General features: G+C 60.4%; 17 protein-coding genes and 1 tRNA gene. 15 read left to right on the top strand and 3 right to left on the bottom strand.

Features of this window, described 5'->3' with window-relative positions:
* The first annotated feature begins 85 nt into the window (after positions 1–85).
* Positions 86–1,018: an N-acetyl-gamma-glutamyl-phosphate reductase gene (gene argC / locus PY308_RS09035; RefSeq protein WP_275790395.1), complete on the top strand. Its 933-nt coding sequence runs from the start codon at positions 86–88 to the stop codon at positions 1,016–1,018.
* 42 nt (positions 1,019–1,060) lie between these two features.
* Here argC and PY308_RS09030 read toward each other — a convergent pair whose 3' ends face one another.
* Positions 1,061–2,137: a COX15/CtaA family protein gene (locus PY308_RS09030; RefSeq protein ID WP_434064250.1), complete on the bottom strand. Its 1,077-nt coding sequence runs from the start codon at positions 2,135–2,137 to the stop codon at positions 1,061–1,063.
* Positions 2,138–2,334: 197 nt separating this feature from the next.
* Here PY308_RS09030 and PY308_RS09025 point away from each other — a divergent pair, with 197 nt between their 5' ends.
* From PY308_RS09025 to PY308_RS09015, 3 genes are all read left to right on the top strand, one after another.
* Positions 2,335–2,547 carry a DUF2842 domain-containing protein gene (locus tag PY308_RS09025; protein ID WP_275790392.1) on the top strand — a complete coding sequence of 71 codons (213 nt, stop codon included), beginning with the start codon at positions 2,335–2,337 and terminating at the stop codon, positions 2,545–2,547.
* A gap of 16 nt (positions 2,548–2,563) precedes the next feature.
* On the top strand, positions 2,564–3,307 hold the full coding sequence (locus tag PY308_RS09020; RefSeq protein WP_275790391.1) for a metallophosphoesterase family protein: 744 nt from the start codon (positions 2,564–2,566) through the stop codon (positions 3,305–3,307).
* 130 nt (positions 3,308–3,437) lie between these two features.
* Positions 3,438–4,706: a GNAT family N-acetyltransferase gene (locus PY308_RS09015; RefSeq protein WP_275790389.1), complete on the top strand. Its 1,269-nt coding sequence runs from the start codon at positions 3,438–3,440 to the stop codon at positions 4,704–4,706.
* 2 nt (positions 4,707–4,708) lie between these two features.
* Here the strand turns inward: PY308_RS09015 and PY308_RS09010 are convergent, their stop codons facing one another.
* Positions 4,709–6,835 carry a GumC family protein gene (locus tag PY308_RS09010; RefSeq protein ID WP_275790387.1) on the bottom strand — a complete coding sequence of 709 codons (2,127 nt, stop codon included), beginning with the start codon at positions 6,833–6,835 and terminating at the stop codon, positions 4,709–4,711.
* A gap of 187 nt (positions 6,836–7,022) precedes the next feature.
* On the opposite strand from PY308_RS09010, the gene PY308_RS09005 reads away from it, so the two are divergent.
* The 5 genes from PY308_RS09005 to PY308_RS08985 all read left to right on the top strand — a co-directional run bounded on the left by PY308_RS09005 (position 7,023) and on the right by PY308_RS08985 (position 12,886).
* Positions 7,023–7,598, top strand: a complete 576-nt coding sequence (locus PY308_RS09005) for a polysaccharide biosynthesis/export family protein (RefSeq protein ID WP_434064218.1) — start codon at positions 7,023–7,025, stop codon at positions 7,596–7,598.
* Between the two features lie 5 nt (positions 7,599–7,603).
* The gene (locus tag PY308_RS09000) at positions 7,604–8,779 is read left to right on the top strand and encodes a glycosyltransferase family 4 protein (RefSeq protein ID WP_275790385.1); all 1,176 of its coding nucleotides are present in this window, start codon (positions 7,604–7,606) and stop codon (positions 8,777–8,779) included.
* Positions 8,780–8,837: 58 nt separating this feature from the next.
* Positions 8,838–10,400 (top strand): undecaprenyl-phosphate glucose phosphotransferase, encoded by a 1,563-nt coding sequence (locus tag PY308_RS08995; RefSeq protein ID WP_275790382.1) that lies wholly within the window; start codon positions 8,838–8,840, stop codon positions 10,398–10,400.
* Complete coding sequence (locus tag PY308_RS08990) at positions 10,397–11,659, top strand: O-antigen ligase family protein (RefSeq protein WP_275790380.1); 1,263 nt, start codon at positions 10,397–10,399, stop codon at positions 11,657–11,659. The genes PY308_RS08995 and PY308_RS08990 overlap by 4 nt, the downstream gene beginning before the upstream one ends.
* Before the next feature lie 63 nt (positions 11,660–11,722).
* On the top strand, positions 11,723–12,886 hold the full coding sequence (locus tag PY308_RS08985) for a glycosyltransferase (RefSeq protein WP_275790377.1): 1,164 nt from the start codon (positions 11,723–11,725) through the stop codon (positions 12,884–12,886).
* Positions 12,887–12,951: 65 nt separating this feature from the next.
* On the opposite strand, the gene PY308_RS08980 is transcribed toward PY308_RS08985, so the two are convergent.
* Positions 12,952–13,638, bottom strand: a complete 687-nt coding sequence (locus tag PY308_RS08980) for a thermonuclease family protein (RefSeq protein ID WP_275790374.1) — start codon at positions 13,636–13,638, stop codon at positions 12,952–12,954.
* A 517-nt stretch (positions 13,639–14,155) separates the two neighbouring features.
* On the opposite strand from PY308_RS08980, the gene PY308_RS08975 reads away from it, so the two are divergent.
* The 6 genes from PY308_RS08975 to PY308_RS08950 all read left to right on the top strand — a co-directional run bounded on the left by PY308_RS08975 (position 14,156) and on the right by PY308_RS08950 (position 18,849).
* Positions 14,156–14,229: transfer RNA gene (locus PY308_RS08975), tRNA-Pro, on the top strand.
* A 378-nt stretch (positions 14,230–14,607) separates the two neighbouring features.
* Entirely contained in the window at positions 14,608–15,147 is a 540-nt protein-coding gene (locus PY308_RS08970; RefSeq protein ID WP_275790371.1) for a type 1 glutamine amidotransferase family protein, read from the top strand.
* 256 nt (positions 15,148–15,403) lie between these two features.
* Positions 15,404–16,234, top strand: coding sequence for an alpha/beta fold hydrolase (locus PY308_RS08965; RefSeq protein WP_275790368.1), 831 nt, complete (start codon positions 15,404–15,406; stop codon positions 16,232–16,234).
* A gap of 68 nt (positions 16,235–16,302) precedes the next feature.
* Entirely contained in the window at positions 16,303–16,764 is a 462-nt protein-coding gene (locus PY308_RS08960) for a DUF4126 family protein (RefSeq protein WP_275790365.1), read from the top strand.
* Entirely contained in the window at positions 16,761–18,125 is a 1,365-nt protein-coding gene (locus tag PY308_RS08955; protein ID WP_275790363.1) for an FAD-containing oxidoreductase, read from the top strand. Before PY308_RS08960 ends, PY308_RS08955 begins: the two co-directional genes overlap by 4 nt.
* 160 nt (positions 18,126–18,285) lie before the next feature.
* Entirely contained in the window at positions 18,286–18,849 is a 564-nt protein-coding gene (locus PY308_RS08950; RefSeq protein ID WP_275790361.1) for a cysteine hydrolase family protein, read from the top strand.
* Positions 18,850–18,913: the final 64 nt, after the last annotated feature.

The following is an 18,913-nucleotide window of genomic DNA, read 5'->3' as shown; positions in this document are numbered from 1 at the left end:
CCGGCGACTGTTGTCAAACTGATTCAATTGCATGCCAAAATGATTCCAAAAGAACGGCTAATCGATTGGCAGGACAGGAAAAACCATGAAACCGAAGATCTTCATCGATGGCGAGCACGGCACCACCGGGCTGCAGATCCGCACCCGGATGGCCGATCGTTCGGATGTGGAGCTCCTGTCGATTCCGGAAGCCGAGCGCCGCAATGCCGCGATCCGGGAAGATCTTCTGAACAGCGCCGACGTTGCCATTCTCTGCCTGCCGGACGACGCGTCCAAGCAGGCGGTGAAGATGCTCGAAGGCAATAATGCCGTTCGCATCATCGACACCTCGACGGCGCACCGTGTCGCGACGGACTGGGCCTATGGCTTCGCCGAACTGGACGGAGATCAAGCCGAAAAGATCCGGGACGCCCGCTTGGTCGCCAATCCCGGCTGCTATCCGACCGGCGCGATCGGTCTGGTCCGACCGTTGCGGCAGGCTGGCATTCTGCCGCAGGACTATCCGGTCACCGTCAACGCGGTCTCAGGCTATACCGGCGGCGGCAAGCAGATGATCGCGCAGATGGAAGATCCCGCCAATCCGGGTCACATTGCCTCGCCCAACTTCCTCTATGGCCTGACGCTGCAGCACAAGCACGTCCCGGAGATGAAGATCCACGGGCTGCTCGACCGCGCGCCGATCTTCTCGCCATCCGTCGGCCGCTTCCCGCAGGGGATGATCGTACAGGTACCGCTGTTTCTTCAGGATTTGGCGGACGGCGCAAGCCTGAAGTCGGTGCATGAGGCGCTTGAAGCGCATTATGCCGGGCAGTCCATCGTCGAGGTCGTACCGCTTGAATCAAGCCAGGCGATGCCGCGTGTCGATGCCGTCGAACTGGCCGGCAAGGATACGATGAAGCTTTTCGTCTTTGGTTCCGAAGGTGGCGATCAGATCAATCTGGTGGCGCTTCTCGACAATCTCGGAAAAGGCGCGTCCGGTGCCGCCGTCCAGAACATGGACCTGATGCTTTCGGCATAACGGTCAATTCTCGATGAGATGCACGGTGCGACGGCATCAGCCTTACACCGTGACCTCTGTCTTCCGCGGATATTCGCCAAGGAAAGCACGCCAGTGGGCGACAGCAAAGCCCAGCACGATCAGCGCTCCGCCCTGATGCGCCACACCCCAGCCGACCGGCACCTGTAGCAACAGCGTCATGATGCCGATGACGGCCTGTATCGTCACCAGCACGAAAAGCAGGACCGAGCGCCGCGCATGCGTGGTTTCCGGCGCGCGGCGCAGTGACGCGATCATATGCATCAGCACGAAGGCGAACAGGACGTAGGCGCCGATGCGGTGCACGAACTGGACTGTCTTGGGGTTTTCGAACAGGTTGAGCCAGAAGGGCTGCTGCACGAAAAGATCGCCAGGTACGAGCGAGCCGTCCATCAGCGGCCAGGTGTTGTAGGTGAGGCCTGCATCCAGCCCCGCGACCAGCGCACCGAGATAGATCTGGAAAAGCGCCATGCAGGCGATGATGGCCGCCATCTTCCTCGAACGGTCCGTGGGTGGCGGATCGTCAGAATGCGGCGAAAGCCCGCGCGCGATCCAGATACAGGACATGAAGATCACACAGGCGATGACAAGATGGGTCGCCAGCCGGTATTGGCTGACATCGGTGCGACCGGCAAGGCCTGACGAGACCATCCACCAGCCGATGAATCCCTGGAATCCACCGAGCGCCAGAAGACCGACAAGCGGCAGCTTCAAGCGCGGCTCGATCTGCCCCCGCAGCCAGAAAAAGGCGAGCGGCACGGCAAATATGATGCCGATGGAGCGCGCCAGCAGACGATGCGCCCATTCCCACCAGAAAATCGTCTTGAACCCCTCGACCGTCATGTCGCTGTTCAGCTGTTCATATTGCGGGATGCGCTTGTAGAGCTCGAACTCTTCCTGCCATTCGGCAGCGCTGAGCGGCGGTATTACTCCGTGGATCGGCTTCCACTCGGTGATGGACAGGCCGGATTCGGTTAGCCGCGTCGCCCCGCCGACAAGCACCAGGGCAAAAAGGGTAAGCACGACCATGCCCAGCCATATCCTGATCTGGGTCCGGTTGCGGCCGATCCCGTCGACCGCTCGCCCCAGCCGTTCCTGCATTGCCAAGCTGCTGCCCGCCATGAATGACTCCATATACTGCGGCACGATCCGAAGTGTCGGGCGCTGTGAACCCATGGACCGCGCATCAAAGTCGTTGATTTGCACCACGACGGCATGCAAAACAAGACTTGACCCTTTGCGGCATGCGGTCGCGGCCCGTCGTTCGGCGATGTTCATGCCAAGCTGAAAGAATTGAAATGCCCGTCCGCTTGAGAAAAATGATCGGCATGATCATCATCGTTGTGCTCGTTATCGTTTACGCGCTGGTCGCCACCACCTTTGCCTCGCTTCTGCTCGGCACCTCGCCGTGGTGGGTGCATCTTCTCTATTTCTTCCTTACCGGCCTTTTCTGGGTTCTGCCGGCCATGCTCGTCATCAAGTGGATGGAAAAGCCCGCCAAGCCGCGGTAAAGGTCCGGAGAATGCGATGAAGATCGGTGTGATTGCCGATATACACGGCAATGATCTGGCCCTCGAAGCGGTGCTTTCCGATCTCGACGCCCAGGGAATCACAGATGTGGTGAACCTTGGCGACCATGTCAGCGGGCCACTCAACGCCGCGCGGACAGCGGACATCCTCATAGCGCGGGACCACCCGTCGGTCCGCGGAAATCATGACCGCGTTCTCATCACCGAACAAAGGGAAACGATGGGGGCGTCGGATCGCTCGGCCTATGACCAATTGCATCAGCGACATATCGACTGGATTGCATCACAGCCGGCGACGCGCGTTCATCGCGGCGAAATTTTCATGTGCCACGCGACGCCGGGGCATGATGAAACCTACTGGCTTGAGGATCTCACGCCGCAGGGCATCATCCATCTTGCCTCAAAGGAGAGAATCGAGCGTTTCGCCGCAGGTGTCGATTTTCCTGTCCTGCTGTGCGGCCATAGCCATATACCGCGCGCGGTGCATCTGTCCGACAGACGACTGCTGGTCAATCCCGGCAGCGTGGGTTGTCCGGCCTATGACGATGACCGGCCGGTTCGTCACAAGGTCGAGACCGGCTCGCCGGATGCCGCCTATGCCATTCTTTCAAGGGAAGCCGGACACTGGAGCGTGTCTTTCCGGCGCGCCTCCTACGATCATCGCGCAATGTCCCGGCTCGCTCTTTCCCGGGGCCGGACCGAATGGGCCCAAGGCCTGGCGACCGGCTGGATCGATGACTAACCTTTATAATTCACTAACCGCGTTTTACGAAATTGCGGGACGGTGATGCTCCAACATCCCTGATTAAACCAAAATCAGTATGGTGACAGGCTAGATGGCATGTTTTCTGGCTCCGGAACACCGACCGCCCATGACATATGTGGATTTCAACATGATGCCCGCCCATGTGGCATATGATGATGTCTGGCAGGAATGGCCGGACAGCACGTCTGTCCATACGGCGGAGCATGGCTTGAAGATCACGGTCCATGTCAGCATGCAGGCCCTCGAAGCAGACTGGCGACGGCTGGAAGCTTCACACCTGACATCGCTTCATCAGAGCTTCGACTGGTGTGCTGCCTGGGCCGCGTCCCACGATAATCAGCTTCTTTTGATCCGCGGCATGATTGGCATCAGGACCGTGTTCATCCTGCCCCTCGAACTCGTTCGCGGCGTCTTTTTCCGAACGGCGCGTTTTATCGGCGCACCGCACAGCAATCTCAATACCGGGCTATTCGACCCAAGCTTCGATCCCTCAGTCTGCCGGGAGATGGCCGGGGTGCTGATCGATGAACTGTCGCGCAAACTGTCGCGGGTTGCCGATATCGTGACCTTGGAGAAACTGCCGCTGACGTGGAGGAATGTTGCCCACCCTCTGTCCAGCTTCCCGGCGGTCCGCAACCAGAATTCCTCCTTCCAGTTACCGCTCCTGGGAGATTTCGAGGCGACGCTGGCGCAGATCAATGCCAAAAGGAGGCGCAAGAAATTCCGTCTTTCGGAAAAGCGGCTCGCGGCGATGGGCGGCTATCAACATGTCATTGCCAAAACGCCGGAAGATCTCCAGCGGATACTGGACCTTTTCTTCCAGCAGAAGGCGGCCCGCTTCAAGGCGCTTGGCCTGCCGAACGTGTTTCGGCATCAAGACACGCAGGAATTCTTTCGCGCGCTTGCGGCCATCGAGACTGCGAGTGACATCGAGCCGTTGACGCTTCACGCCATCCGGCTAACCGGAGAACACGACGGCAGGATCGCTGCGATCGCCGGTGTTTCGCGCAAGGGCGATCACGTCATCTGCCAGTTCGGATCGATCGACGAGGAGATGGCCGCGGATGCCAGCCCCGGCGAACTGCTGTTCTATCTCATGATCAGGCAATTCGATACGCAGGGCGTCGCGCTGTTTGATTTCGGCATCGGCGATCAGGGCTACAAGCGGTCCTGGTGCACGCTGGAGACGGTCCAGCGGGATATCGTCCTGCCGCTAACGGTGCGCGGTCGCCTTGCGGCATGGACACACCGCATGGTTGTCGAATCGAAGACGGCGATCAAAAAGAAGAGGCGCATCTACGCCTTTCTGCAACGCCTGCGACAACGGCGACAGGGCGCACACCAGACGCCCGCGCCGGATCATGCAGGAGAATAGGGTCAGGCTGCCTGCCGACCCGGCCGCGGATAGCCCGTTCCTGTCATCAGGACAATGTCGCTGAAACCTTCGGTGCCGAAATCGGCGATCGTCTCCACGACCTCCTCGTTGGACATGTTCGGAGCGGAAATGATGATCTCCGTCACTTTCGACCGCGTCACCCTGCTGACGGCACGGGCATCGGCCGGACCGCATTCCACCAGCACCGTGTCATAGGCGTTTTCCAGCGCATCGAAGATCATCTGAAGCCTCTCTATCCCGCGCATTGCGATCCCGGCATCGGCATCTCCCTGGGGAATGATATGCGCGTCGGAAAGGCGATCGGCATGGATCGTTTCGGTAAAGGCAATTTCGCCGGCCAGAAGATTGGTGATCCCTGCGAGATCTCCAGATTGGGCCATCAGGCGTGTCGGGCAGGCTGTCCCCGTCAAATCGATCAGCACGACCTTGCGTCCCTCTTCCGCGACGAGACGGGCCAGCATCACCGCGTTCATGGACCCTTCGTCGCCGGCGGGCGATACCGAAATTGCCAGGCGGACATCGTTGTCGAGAATATGGGCAGCGGCCGTCTCGATCGAGAAATCGTCGCCTTCCAACGGCGCGTCAGCCTCCTCGAAGGCCGGCTCCGGTGCCACTGCAGCAACCTCGGCAGCCGGAGATTTGGCAGGCACGACCACGGGTGCGACAGCGAGCCGTTCCTCTTCAAAGACGTCCTCAGTCCCGACCGGGCGCAAGGCTCGCCCGCTGAAAAGTTCCGAAAGCATGATGGCCACGCAGCTGATGAGAAACGAGGCGAAGGCCGCAACGATGGTGATCGGCAGAACCTTCGGGAAGCTCGCTTCCGTGGGCTCGACGGCACCTGAAATGATGCGGGCATCGGCCGGAGCCGAATTTTCGCCGCTACGGGACGTCGCCTCGCGATACCGGGCGAGATACGTCTCGAGCAGTTGCCGCTGCGCCGTTGCTTCCCGCTCCAGCGCCCTAAGACCGACCTCGTCCTCACCCGCCTTGGCGGAGGTCGCCTTCAGGCTGTTGAGTTGCGCCATCAGCTGACGTTCCCGCAACTGCGATACGCTCGCCTCGTTCTCCAGGCTGCTGAGGATTTTCTGGGTTTCGCTGAGAATTTGCCGGCGGATGCCCGACAGCTGCGCTTTCAGCGCCTTGATCCGCGGATGGCCATCGAGCAGGCTCGTCGACAGATCGGAAATCTGACCCTGCACATTGGATTCGGTTTCCTTCAGCCGCTGGATCATTGGCGACGCGACGACATCATTCAAGGTATCCGCAGCGCGGCCATTGGCGAGTGCCGTGCGCACGCCCTCGGCGCGCGCCTCCGCATTGGCCCGCTCACCCCGTACGCGGGCGAGCTCGGTCGAGATATCGTTCAGTTGCTTGGTTGCGAAGGTTCCACCAGCCTCACCGGTCAAAAGCAAATCCGAAGACGACCGGTAATCGGCGACCTTCGCCTCCGCCGCCCGCACTTTTTCTCTCAGATTGGCGATCTCAGGCTCCAGCCAACGGCTGGCCTCGGTGTTCGAATCAAGCTTTGCGCCGCTCTGCAGCGACAGGAAAACCTTTGCCATGGCGTTCGGAATGGCAGCCGCCAGTTTCGGATCCTTTGAGGAGAACTGGATGGCGATGACGCGCGCCTTTTCGACCTGGTAGACCTGCAGCTTCTCTTGAAACTCCTTGAGAACACGCTCCTCGGGTGGCAGATCGAACGGGTTTTTCCTGATGCCGAGCATGACCAGAATATCGGAGATCGCCGACGGATTGGCCGTCGGGTCGAACTCCGGCAATTCGTGCAGCTTCATGTCGCGGGCAACCTGCTTGATAAGGTCTACGGAGCGGAGCACCTGCACCTGGCTCGATATGCCGGACTCATCGAAGGGGCTGTCGGCGGTTTGCGGCTGGGTCTGGTTCACACCGCTGAATTCCGGCTGGCGCGATTCGATCAGCAGCCTCGCCTCACCCCGATATTCGGGCGTCAACAGATTTGCAGCCACAAAGGCCAGTCCCGCACAGGCGGCAGTTGCCATGAGCACCCTGCCCCGCCGCCGCCATATGGCGCGGAAAAGACCGCCGAGGTCTATATCCACGTCCTGATGACTGTTTCTGACGCCCGACATACGCTCGCTCCGAACCTGCACTCACTGCGCCACCGTAAACAAACATGGTAACGCAACCGTTAATGAAGCTGTGAGCAAGCTGAGAAGATGGACCCGCCACCGCGTGCAATTTCTTGGCGGTCTTTACCGCCTATTAACCCTAACAGATCGATAACAGGTCAAGTGATGGTTTCCGGAGCGTGAACCAATGATGTCCGCACAATTGAAAACAGGCCTGTCGATGGCCACTCTTTCTGTGTGCCTCGCACTATCGGGGTGCAGCAGCTATCAGCCGGCGCCGAAAGCTTTCCATGAGGCGACGATCCAGCCTTATCGTGTCGATAGCGGCGATCGGCTGCGCGTCAGCGTTTTCGAACAGGCCGGGCTCACGGGCACCTATACCGTCGACCAGGCGGGCTATGTCGCCTTTCCCTTGATCGGCGGCGTGCCGTCCCGCGGCCACACCCTGCCAGAGCTGGAGAAGACGATCGCCAGCAAGCTGCGCGAGGGATATCTGCGCGACCCTGATGTCACGATCGAGGTCGATCGCTACCGCTCGGTCTTCATCATGGGCGAAGTGGGTCAGGCAGGCCAGTATTCCTATGTTCCCGGCATGACCGTGCAAAATGCCATTGCCGTTGCCGGGGGCTACACACCGCGCGCCAACCAGGCAAATGTCGATGTGACCCGCAAGATCAACGGACGCATCATGACAGGACGGGTAACGATTTCCGATCCGATCATGGCCGGAGATACGATCTATGTGCGCGAGCGGCTGTTCTGACGGCCATGTCCGAACCCCGTCCCTTGCGTATCATCCACTGCTTCAGGTCTCCGATTGGCGGTATTTTCCGCCATGTGCGTGATCTGGCGGAAGCGCATGCCAGGCAGGGGCACGAAATCGGCATCGTCTGCGACAGCACCACAGGAGGCAGCTACGAAGACGCGCTTTTCGACGAGATCAGGCCCTTTCTCGCTCTCGGCCTCATCCGGCTGCCGATACGCCGTTCCATCGGCCCGGCCGATCTGAAGGCGCTGTGGAACAGCTACAAGGAAATCAGAAGTTTGCGGCCGGATATCCTGCACGGACATGGCGCCAAGGGCGGCGCACTCTCCAGGATCATCGGCTCAGCCCTGCGGGTCAACAGGTATTGCGTCGCCCGCCTCTATTCGCCGCATGGCGGCAGCCTGCACTACAGTGAACGGACGCTGTCGGGAAAGGCGGTGTTTTTCCTGGAGCGCCTCCAGGAATATCTGACGGACGCCATCGTCTTCGTCTGCGATTTCGAGCGCCGGACCTATGAAACCAAAGTCGGCATGCCCCGTGTGCGAAGCCAGATCGTCTATAACGGCATCGACGATCGCGATTTCGAGATCGTTGCAGCCCGCCCCGATGCCGTGGATTTTCTTTATATCGGCATGATGCGCGATCTCAAAGGCCCCGATATCTTTATCGATGCCTTCGCCCGCACCGAAAGAATCATCGGCCGGCCGCTGTCGGCGATGATGATTGGCGACGGGCCGCAGCAGGGCGAATATGAACAGGCGATGGTCAAGCTGGGGCTTGGGAGGCGCATCAAGATGCTGCCGGCAATGAAAGCCCGGGAGGCATTTGCCCGTACCCGCAATGTTGTGATTCCTTCCCGCGCTGAATCAATGCCTTACATCGTGCTTGAGGCCCTTGCTGCGCGCAAACCGGTCATCGCCTCCCGGGTCGGCGGAATCCCGGAAGTCCTGGGCGAGGATAGCAAGGCGCTTGCCACCCCTGGCGATGCGCTCGCACTGGCGCACGTCATGGCAGATGCTCTGACGCAGGCACACTGGCCGGCAGAGGTCATGCCGGATGAAGTCCGGTTCAAGGCAATCTTTTCGGCCTCCGCAATGTCGGCCAATATCATGCGCCTGTACAGTGAGCTTGTGTCAAAACAGGACAGCGCGCCGGAGCCCTCAAGCAGGTCGGCGTAAGCGTTTCTTAGGGGCTATCTGCTATGCCGGATCGGATGCCAACGGCCGGGCGGAAATTATGAACCACATCGACAAGCCTGAAACCCTCGATACAGAGGCGCTTCGGAAAAAGATTTCCGAGATCCGCACCTATGCGCCAGGCGAAAAGCCGGCTCTGGAGCCGGCTCGCGAGCTCAATCCCTTGGCACGGCGCATCGCCATGCAGTTCCGCGCCGACACCTACTCGCCCAACATGATCGTCGGCCTCATGCGGCTGTTCGAGTTTACCTCGCTGTTTGCCATCGGTTTCGCGATCCACATGCTGTACGTGGAACCGAAACTGGACGAAATCCTTGGTTATTGCGGGCTGATTGCCGGCGGCTCGGCGCTGACGGTCGTCTTCATGCAACTGTGCGACAGCTATCAGGTGCCGATGCTGCGCGCCGCCGCACGCACCCTGCCCAGGATTGTCGGCTGCTGGACGCTGGCCTTTGCCTCCATGACGCTCGTGTTTTTCCTGCTGAAGATCGGAAGCACCTATTCGCGGCTCTCCTTTGGCGGATGGTATGTGTTCGGCCTGATGTTTCTTATCGCCGAGCGGATCTTCATCTCCTATTCGATCCGCCGCTGGGCGCGCAACGGCACCATGGAACGCCGCGCGGTCATCGTCGGCGGCGGACAGCCGGTCAAGGATCTCATTCGCTCTCTCGAGCAGCAGTCCGATAACGACATCCGGATCTGCGGCATTTTCGACGATCGGGACGAGCGTCGTTCCCCGGTCATCGTCGCCGGATATCCGAAGCTCGGCACGGTTGCCGAACTGGTCGACTTCGCCCGTTTGACCCGCATCGACATGCTGATCATCGCTCTGCCTTTGACGGCGGAAAAGCGCATTCTCGAACTTCTCAAGAAGCTGTGGATCCTGCCCGCAGACATCCGTCTTGCGGCCCATGCCAACAACCTGCGTTTCCGGCCGCGCAGCTATTCGCATATCGGCCAGGTTCCGATGCTCGACATCTTCGACAAACCGATCGCCGACTGGGACTCGGTTGCAAAGCGGATTTTCGACGTGTTTTTCAGCCTTGTCGCGCTCGTTCTGCTCTGGCCGGTCTTCCTCGGCGCCGCCATTGCCGTCAAGGTCACCTCACCAGGCCCGGTCATCTTCAAGCAGAAGCGCCACGGCTTCAACAACGAGGCGATCGACGTCTACAAGTTCCGCTCGATGTATACCCATATGAGCGACCCCACGGCGCGCAATGCGGTGACCAAGGGCGATCCCCGCGTGACACCGCTTGGCCGCTTTCTGCGCAAATCGTCGATCGACGAGTTGCCGCAGATCTTCAATGTCCTGAAGGGACAATTGTCGCTGGTCGGCCCGCGCCCGCACGCGGTTCTCGCGCAGACTGCAGACAGAACCTACTCCGATGTCGTCGAAGGATATTTTGCACGCCACCGCGTCAAGCCGGGCGTGACCGGCTGGGCACAGATCAATGGCTGGCGCGGCGAGATCGACAATGACGAAAAGATTCGGTTCCGCACGGCTTTCGACCTTTATTACATCGAGAACTGGTCGTTGTGGTTCGATCTTAAGATCCTGTTCCTCACGCCGTTCCGCTTGTTGAACACGGAAAATGCCTATTGACTGGCCCGACCGTCCTGTCTGCTGCGCCATTTAGACCGCAGCTTGCCGCCGTCGCGCTGATCGGCTCTGCGATGGTTGCCTTCGGCGTTTTCCTGTCGGGTTTCGTCATCGCCGAGCCCGCGCCCTACGAAGTCTTCATGGCCGCATTAATCGGCCTGTGGTTCCTGTTCGGGTTGAGGATTTCACGCGCCGTAGCGCCGCTCCTGTCGCTGCTCATCCTGTTCATGACCGGCGGCATCCTTTCCCTGACTGTCATGAGCGATCTCGACGAAGGGCCGATGTACATGGCCGTTTCGGGCTTCCTTGCGCTCACCTCGGTTTTCTACGCCGCCATTATCGAGGATCGTCACGAGCGGTTGAAGCTGATCTTCGACGCCTGGGTGATGGCGGGCGTTCTCACCTCGATGCTCGGCATTCTCGGCTATTTTGGCGTCATTCCCGGTGCCGCGAACTTTACGCTCTACGATCGCGCCAAGGGCGCATTTCAGGACCCGAACGTTTTCGGTCCCTTTCTGGTCGCGCCGTCTCTCTACCTGATGTATCGCCTGCTGACTGACCGGATCACGACCGCGCCCCTCAAGGCAATCGCGCTGCTCATCATGGCGCTCGGCCTGTTTCTGTCCTTCTCGCGCGCGGCCTGGGCGCTTTATCTGTTTTCAGCCTGCGCGCTGGTTCTCGTCATGCTGCTGAAGGAACGGACAGGCGCCTTCCGCTTGAAGATTCTCGTGCTGGCGCTTGGCGGCGCGCTGCTGATGATCGGGGCGCTTGTGGTGGCCCTGCAGATACCGCAGGTGGCAAACCTGTTTTCCAGCCGGACCCAGCTTGTCCAGGAATATGATGGCGGCCATCTCGGACGTTTCGACCGGCACAAGATCGGCTTTCTCATGGCGATGGAAAAGCCGCTCGGCATCGGCCCTATGGTGTTCAGCAAGATCTTTCCGGAAGACGAACACAATATCTGGCTGAAATCCCTGACATCTTATGGCTGGCTCGGTTTTGCCAGTTACGTGACGCTGATGATCTGGACGATCGTCATGGGTTTCCGTTTCCTGCTGCTCGACCGGCCGTGGCAACCCTATCTGATGATTGCCTGGATCGTCATCATCGGCCATGCCGGCATCGGAAACGTCATCGACACGGACCACTGGCGGCACTTCTTCCTACTGCTCGGCATTGTCTGGGGTTGCGGCGCGCTCGAATTCCGCTACCGCCGGAGGCATCGGCCGACGGTATTTTCAGCGCTGCCAATACGACGTTAACGCCGGCGTGTTACACAGGCCGACGGATCGCCTCCACACGGCGGCGGCGGCGGATTGTCGGCAATGAACACAACACCCCCGATCAATAATGCTGGCGGCAGCCTGCGCATTCTCCAGGTTCTGGAACCAAGTGGCGGCGGCTCCGGCCGTCATTTTCTCGATTTGTGCCGGGGCCTGAAGGCCAACGGCCATCATGTCGAGGCCGTCTACTCGCCGGTTCGTGCCGAAGACGGCTTCCTGCGGGAACTAAAGTCACTCAATCTGCCCGCCTTGCATGCCATCTCCATGCAACGGGCGCCGGGATGGTCGGATATCGCCGCCTTCCGGGCGTTACGGAGGATCATCAAAAGAGGTGCGTTCGACATCGTTCACGGGCATAGTTCCAAAGCCGGAGCCTTGACCCGCGCCCGCCTGCCGGGGCGCAGCGTTGCGCGCGTCTACACGCCGCATGCTTTCCGCACCATGGACCCGACGCTCGGCAAGGGCGGAAGGTTGATCTACGGCGCAATCGAGACGCTCCTAGCCAATCTGTTTACCGATCACCTTATCTGTGTTTCGGACGACGAATATGCCCATGCGCGGGGTCTTGGCATCGGAAGCGGGGCGATGTCGACCATCGTCAATGGCGTCAAGCCGCTGCCGCTCGATATGGCCCAGACAGTGCGCGCCAGTTTCGGCATCTCCCCGGAAACCTTCGTTTTTGGTTTCGTCGGCCGTCTCTCCCACCAGAAAGCACCGGAAAGGCTGATCGAAGCCTTCCGCACCGCCGCCTCAAGCCTGCCCGATGCACAATTGATCATTGTCGGATCCGGAGAACGCGAGGGAGATGTCCGCGCCGCGATTACCGAAAGTGGCCTGCAGAAACGCATCCGCCTGACTTCTGCCTTCACCGGTTCGCAGGCTATCCCCGCTTTCGACGTGCTGGTGATGTCCAGCCGTTATGAAGCCATGTCCTATGTGATGCTCGAAGCGGCTGCCGCCGGCAAGCCAATCGTGACGACCGATGTCGGTGGAGCATCGTCAGCCATCGAGTCGGGAAGAACCGGGCTGATTGTCGCCAATGACGGCGATACCGCCAAGCTTGCCAGAGCCATGATCGAAAGTGCCGATCCCGTCCGCCATCAGGCCCTGACAGAGGCGGCGCAGGCGCGCATGGCTCTTTTTTCCGCGGATGTCATGGTGACCAAGACCGAGGCGCTCTATCGGCGACTGGCCGCCAGAGGCTGAAGTGCCGGGCTTCGCCAGCCCCTAGCAGATGACTGCGATGCAAGGGGTGCCGGCAGAGATTACCGTCACCCGGCGCACCACCCGCGCTTGCCACCCGAACTTGGAAGAGCCAAGCCTTCGGCAACCAGTATATCGCTGACAGAGCGCCCCTGCCCCACCGTCACAACTGCACTTGCGGACGCGGATTTACCGATGCCGGCTGAAGCAAGGCGAACCTCGCCGCCGTTGAGGACCTGCCAGAGGCGCCGCTTTGCGAGCGAACCGAGCTTGCGCTCGTTATCGCATTTCGCCTCCTTGATGCGCGGCGTCTCTATGCCGGAAAGCCGCACCTTCTGGCGCCCGTACCAGAAGGTTCCACCGTCAACGACGCAGTTTTCGAAATTTTGCGTGCAGAAATAAAAGCTGCCCGGCTTGCGCGCTGCGTCTGACAGGTCTGCCGGTGGCGTCAAGGCCGCCTGCTCCACGCTTCGCTCGTCCGGCTGCGTGTACGGCCGCACACCGGGCGTCGGCAATGCAAGCGCTGGCTTGCGTCGCTCAGGCAAAGTCTCGGCTTGCGGCTCGGCAGGCCGGAACTTTGCAATGGAGGCCGTGTGAAGCGGCGGCGTCATGGGCAACAGGTCTGCTCGATGCTCGTAGGCAAAAACAGTGCCCACGGACAGAATTCCCGCCAGATACCATGGCCACATTCCGCCCTTGGCCTGCTTGCGGCCCGCTGTCCGTTTCTGCCCCTTGCGGGCCGCTGCCTTTGCCATGTCGAGGCTCCCTGTTCGAAGCCGCCATTATCCGCGCAACGGGTTTCCGAAAACTTTCCGTCCTGAAAGAAAGAGCCGTCTCGACATGATTGTGCGGCAAGGCCCGCCACGGCCAACGGCCACCATGCAACTTCTTCGCGGTCCCTTCGTTTTCTCCCATCAAAGGAGCCAGTCGATGAACTCGCGGCGGACCATAATCGCCATCATCATCGCATTAATCGCAATAAGGTTGCAGAGAGCTTATTGAACGGGCTTGGGGTGTGCAACCAGACAGTTTGAGAACACCAGCATAAGTTCGCTGATAAGCAATCAAAGCCAAACCAACCACGGCGCAATGAAATTTCCACTTTGTCCCGTTTCCTCGAAAATAGCCCTTGCACCGTAAGCGTTGAGAATATAGGGCTTTCCACGGTTCGGAGCTTAGCACAGCCCGGTACGCCCTTGACTGCGGGTCAAGGGGCGTAGGTCGTCATACGGATATGTGGCTTGTGTTCAACGACCGAACTAAAACGTCGTACGGAGTGTAGCGCAGCCCGGTAGCGCACTTGACTGGGGGTCAAGGGGTCGTGGGTTCGAATCCCGCCACTCCGACGTTTTATCAATTATAGCAAAACCTTAGGGTTTTACAGTTTCAGAAAGAGCGGTTCCGGACAAAGGTCAGGGCCGCTCTTTTCATTTCAAGTCCGATGTGCATCGATAGTTTCAGTTGTGGACTGTCCTCTGGAGGGTTCAATCCGGATGTCGAATAAGCCAGCCGAATGAAACTGTACGCGGCGCTCGGGTTGCCGCGGCTCATCGCGACCGATGCTCCGGGACGAGGTGTCGACGTGGGGACGGCTGCTGCGCGAATCGCCGAGCGAGTGAGCCCACGCGGAGGCGGCCTACCGGCCCGCATTTACACGGATTTACAACTCTGAACTCGCCTACGACTTTTCAGACCGGTATTGTAGGGACGAAGAGGAGTTCGCCATGGAAGGCAGCCAGCCAATCCGTTTTCTGGTCATATTGTCAACGGAAGAAGGAGGCGACGTATCGGCTGGCGCTGTCACTCTCGGACGTATCGCGCCAGTCTACTATCTATTCAAGGACGGCGGCGCCGAGGTGGTCCTTGCCACGGTGGCGGGCGGGCATCCGAGTCTGCCGGACCTTAGGGATGCCGAGCCGCAGGACGGAGGCGTTCGCCGCTTTCTCCTCGACAGAGCGGCAAGGGACGATTTAGCCGACACTCTGTCCGCCGGACAGATTGTCCACGACGATTTCGACGCGGCTCTTTGCCTCGGGTACTCCGGAACGCTTTGGGGGGACGAACGCGACGACGTGGCGGCCATACTCGCCTCGCTTCTGGGTGACGGGAAACCCGTTGCCGTCATATCGGCTAACACGGTTTCGGTCGCGCCTCACCCGGCACACGACGGTCTGCTGATTTTCGGCGAAACCGGTGAAGCGCCCGTCCTGGCGGCGCATGCGTTGCTGGCGATCGTGAAGGAACGCCGCGACCGCGTTGTCTGAGGCGTTTGCCGGCGAAACTTCCGTTTGCACGGATTTACGACGCTTTACTGGCCAATGGAACGCAGGTCGGGCAATCTCTTTCCATCGAAGGCCGCAAGAGGAGAATGCCATGAACGAAGTCACAGCAGCGCCCGCATTGGGATTGACCCGTCGGGATTTGGTCCTGGCTGGCGGTGCGGCAGTAGCGGTAATGGCACTTCCAAGACAGAGTTCGGCCGTCTCTCATTCTTCTTTCAACACATCGGGGAACCAGATCATGTCATTCGTCAAAACGCAGGACGGCACGGAAATCTACTACAAGGACTGGGGGCCAAAGGACGCGCAGCCGATCGTCTTCCACCACGGCTGGCCGCTCAGCGCCGACGACTGGGACGGGCAGATGATGTATTTTCTGGAGAAAGGCTACCGCGTCATCGCCCACGACCGCCGAGGCCATGGCCGTTCCACACAGACCTGGACCGGAAACGAGATGGATACCTATGCTGCCGACGTGGCGGTACTTACCGATGCCCTCGACCTGAAGAATGCTGTTCATATCGGTCACTCGACAGGCGGCGGTGAGGTCGCTCATTACGTCGCCCGCGCCAAGCCCGGCCGCGTGGGCAAAGCCGTCCTTATCGGAGCGGTCCCGCCGATCATGGTGAAGTCGGACAAGAACCCGGGCGGCCTGCCGATCGAAGTCTTCGACGGTTTTCGCGCCGCGCTGGTCGCCAACCGGGCGCAGTTCTTCCTCGATGTCCCGACTGGGCCGTTCTACGGCTATAACAGGCCCGGTGCGAAGGTCAGCCAGGGGGTTATCGAGAACTGGTGGCGTCAGGGCATGGCGGGCGGTGCGAAGGCGCATTACGACTGCATCAAGGCGTTTTCGGAAACCGACTTTACCGATGACCTGAAGGCCATCACCGTCCCGACGCTTGTCATGCACGGCGACGACGATCAGATCGTTCCTTATGCCGACTCGGCGCCGCTGTCGGTCAAGCTCCTGAAAAACGGAACGCTCAAGACATACCCCGGGCTTCCGCACGGGCTGTGCACCACCCATCCGGAGATCGTCAATCCTGATCTTCTCGACTTCATCAAGAGCTAATCGTGCGTCTGGGCTGGAGGAGCGCACTGGAAACGGTATGCTGCTCCAGGTCAACAAAGGGGAACATCATGATCTTAATTCTGGCACTTCTGATCGGCATCGTCGCAGGATTGCGGGCAATGACAGCTCCGGCTGCCGTCGCCTGGGCCGCCAGCCTCGGATGGCTCGATATCTCGCAGACACCGCTGGCCTTCATGGGGTACAGATGGACACCGTGGATTTTGACCGTCCTGGCAGTCGGCGAACTGATCACCGACCAGCTCCCAAGCACGCCATCACGCAAGGTACCGATCCAGTTCGCAACACGCATCGTCACGGGCGCCCTGTCAGGCGCGGTCGTCGGAGCAGCGGGTGGATCGTTTTTGCTTGGGCTTGTCGCTGGGATCGTCGGTGCGATTATCGGCACCTACGGCGGAGCAGCCGTCCGGGCTAAACTCGCGGCATCCTTCGGACGTGACCTACCCGCCGCCCTCATCGAGGATGCGGTTGCGGTCGGCGGAGCGCTGCTCATTGTAGCGGCCGTGTCGTGAGCGCTTTCGACGCGATCTTTATTGGTGCGGGACAGGCAGGGCCTTTTCTGGCGGCCCGCATGGCCTCCACCGGCCGCAAGGTGGCGCTGATCGAGCGCAAATATCTCGGCGGTACCTGCGTCAACGCCGGGTGCATGCCGACGAAGGCCCTGGTGGCCAGCGCCCGGACCGCGCACGTCGCCAGACGAGCCTCCGACTACGGTGTTGTCATCCCCGGCGAGATCGGGATCGACATGAAGACCGTGCAAGGCCGTGCCGAAAAGGTCACCCTAGATGCCCGCAAGGGACTTGAGACCTGGTTCAGCGGCCTCGACAGCATGTCGGTGATCTACGGACAAGGCAAGTTCGAAGACCCCAATACGGTCGTGGTCAACGGCGCGCGTCTGACTGCGCCGCAGATATTCATCAACGTCGGCGCGCGTCCGTCCATTCCCGACTATCCGGGCCTGGCCAGCGTGCCATACCTGACCAGCACCTCGATCATCCATCTGACCGTGGTCCCCCGCCATCTGGTCGTGATCGGCGGCAGCTACATCGGGCTGGAATTCGCGCAGATGTACCGCCGTTTCGGTGCTGAAGTCACAGTGGTCGAGCGTGGTAGCCATCTTGCTTCCCGGGAAGATGAGGACGTTTCCGACGCGATCGCCGATATCATTCATGCAGAAGGGATCGCGGTCCAGACGGAGGCGACCGGATTGTCATTCCGCAAGACCTCAGACGACATCGAGGTCACGACGGGCATCGGGACCATCGTCGCAAGCCATGTCCTCATCGCCACGGGCCGCCAGCCTAACACCGATGACCTGGGACTGGAAGCAGCGGGTGTAGAGACGGACGGCAAAGGGTTTATCATCGTTGACGACAGCCTCTCCACGAATGTCACCGGCATCTGGGCACTTGGCGACTGCAACGGGCACGGGGCGTTCACGCATACGTCCTACAACGACTTCGAGATCGTCGCCGCCAACCTGCTGGACGGAGCCGACCACAAGCTCAGCGACCGCATTCCCGCCTACGCCCTCTACATCGATCCGCCGCTTGGACGCGTCGGCATGACCGAGCGCCAGGCGAGAGCATCGGGACGACCCATCCTCGTATCGACAAGACCCATGAGCCGTGTCGGCCGAGCCGTCGAGAAAGGCGAGACGCAAGGGTTCATGAAACTCGTCGCGGACGCGGAAACGCGGCAGATACTCGGGGCGGCCATCCTGGGCATCGAAGGCGACGAGGCCATCCACGGCATCATCGACGCAATGAACGCCCGCACCCCCTACCCGACCCTGCAATGGTCGGTGCCCATCCATCCGACCGTGTCGGAACTCGTTCCTACGCTTATCGGAGACCTACGGTCAGCCTCATGAGTTGAACCTGGGAAGCGAAGTGCATCCCCTGCCGTTCGGCATCGTCCGGCAGGCCACTGGTGAGGAGGGAATACGTCCCTTCCTGTCGTCAAACTCGCAACAGCTTCCACGAGCGGCACCCGCCGCGCGGACGGCGGTGCTTTGAAAAAAGGAAAAAGCCATGAGCAAGACAGCATTGATCGTTGTCGATATCCAGAACGACTATTTTCCCGGCGGAAAATGGACATTGTCGGGCGTGGAGGCCGCTGCCCGCAACGCGGCGCGCCTGATAGCAGCCGCCCGGTCGGCAGGCGACCTCGTCGTCCATATCCGGCATGAGTTTCCAACCGCCAACGCTCCGTTCTTTCAGCCGGGCTCGGAGGGTGCGGCGCTGCATCCGAGCGTGATCAACCTCGATACCGAGCATGTGGTTCTGAAACACTACATAAACTCGTACCGGGAAACCGACCTCAAGCAGCATCTGGACGACAACGGCATCGACGAGGTCGTCGTGTGCGGCAACATGAGCCACATGTGCGTGGACGCAGTCACGCGCGCCTCCGCGGACTTCGGCTATCCCGTCACCGTGGTCCACGACGCATGCGCCTCGCGTGACCTCGAATTCAACGGTGTCACCGTGCCTGCCAATCTCGCCCACGCGGCTTTCATGTCCGCGCTGGGCTTTGCCTACGCGCGCATGCGGTCGACCGACGAGTATCTCGGATCGACGGCGAAAGCCGCCTGATGGTTCCGGACGGCGATCATCATGCTTTCCATCGCGACGGCGCGATGAGGATCGACGGCAACCT

Origin of the sequence: Pararhizobium gei, from assembly GCF_029223885.1 — a bacterium.
GTDB lineage: Bacteria > Pseudomonadota > Alphaproteobacteria > Rhizobiales > Rhizobiaceae > Pararhizobium > Pararhizobium gei.
This window is presented reverse-complemented; position numbering and strand designations above follow the sequence as displayed.

Bases quoted from the DNA above. Each gene is read 5' to 3' on its own strand.
- argC (WP_275790395.1), top strand. From the start codon at position 86: ATGAAACCGAAGATCTTCATCGATGGCGAGCACGGCACCACCGGGCTG.
- PY308_RS09030 (WP_434064250.1), bottom strand. From the start codon at position 2,137: ATGCAGGAACGGCTGGGGCGAGCGGTCGACGGGATCGGCCGCAACCGG.
- PY308_RS09025 (WP_275790392.1), top strand. From the start codon at position 2,335: ATGCCCGTCCGCTTGAGAAAAATGATCGGCATGATCATCATCGTTGTG.
- PY308_RS09020 (WP_275790391.1), top strand. From the start codon at position 2,564: ATGAAGATCGGTGTGATTGCCGATATACACGGCAATGATCTGGCCCTC.
- PY308_RS09015 (WP_275790389.1), top strand. From the start codon at position 3,438: ATGACATATGTGGATTTCAACATGATGCCCGCCCATGTGGCATATGAT.
- PY308_RS09010 (WP_275790387.1), bottom strand. From the start codon at position 6,835: ATGTCGGGCGTCAGAAACAGTCATCAGGACGTGGATATAGACCTCGGC.
- PY308_RS09005 (WP_434064218.1), top strand. From the start codon at position 7,023: ATGATGTCCGCACAATTGAAAACAGGCCTGTCGATGGCCACTCTTTCT.
- PY308_RS09000 (WP_275790385.1), top strand. From the start codon at position 7,604: ATGTCCGAACCCCGTCCCTTGCGTATCATCCACTGCTTCAGGTCTCCG.
- PY308_RS08995 (WP_275790382.1), top strand. From the start codon at position 8,838: ATGAACCACATCGACAAGCCTGAAACCCTCGATACAGAGGCGCTTCGG.
- PY308_RS08985 (WP_275790377.1), top strand. From the start codon at position 11,723: ATGAACACAACACCCCCGATCAATAATGCTGGCGGCAGCCTGCGCATT.
- PY308_RS08980 (WP_275790374.1), bottom strand. From the start codon at position 13,638: ATGGCAAAGGCAGCGGCCCGCAAGGGGCAGAAACGGACAGCGGGCCGC.
- PY308_RS08970 (WP_275790371.1), top strand. From the start codon at position 14,608: ATGGAAGGCAGCCAGCCAATCCGTTTTCTGGTCATATTGTCAACGGAA.
- PY308_RS08965 (WP_275790368.1), top strand. From the start codon at position 15,404: ATGTCATTCGTCAAAACGCAGGACGGCACGGAAATCTACTACAAGGAC.
- PY308_RS08960 (WP_275790365.1), top strand. From the start codon at position 16,303: ATGATCTTAATTCTGGCACTTCTGATCGGCATCGTCGCAGGATTGCGG.
- PY308_RS08950 (WP_275790361.1), top strand. From the start codon at position 18,286: ATGAGCAAGACAGCATTGATCGTTGTCGATATCCAGAACGACTATTTT.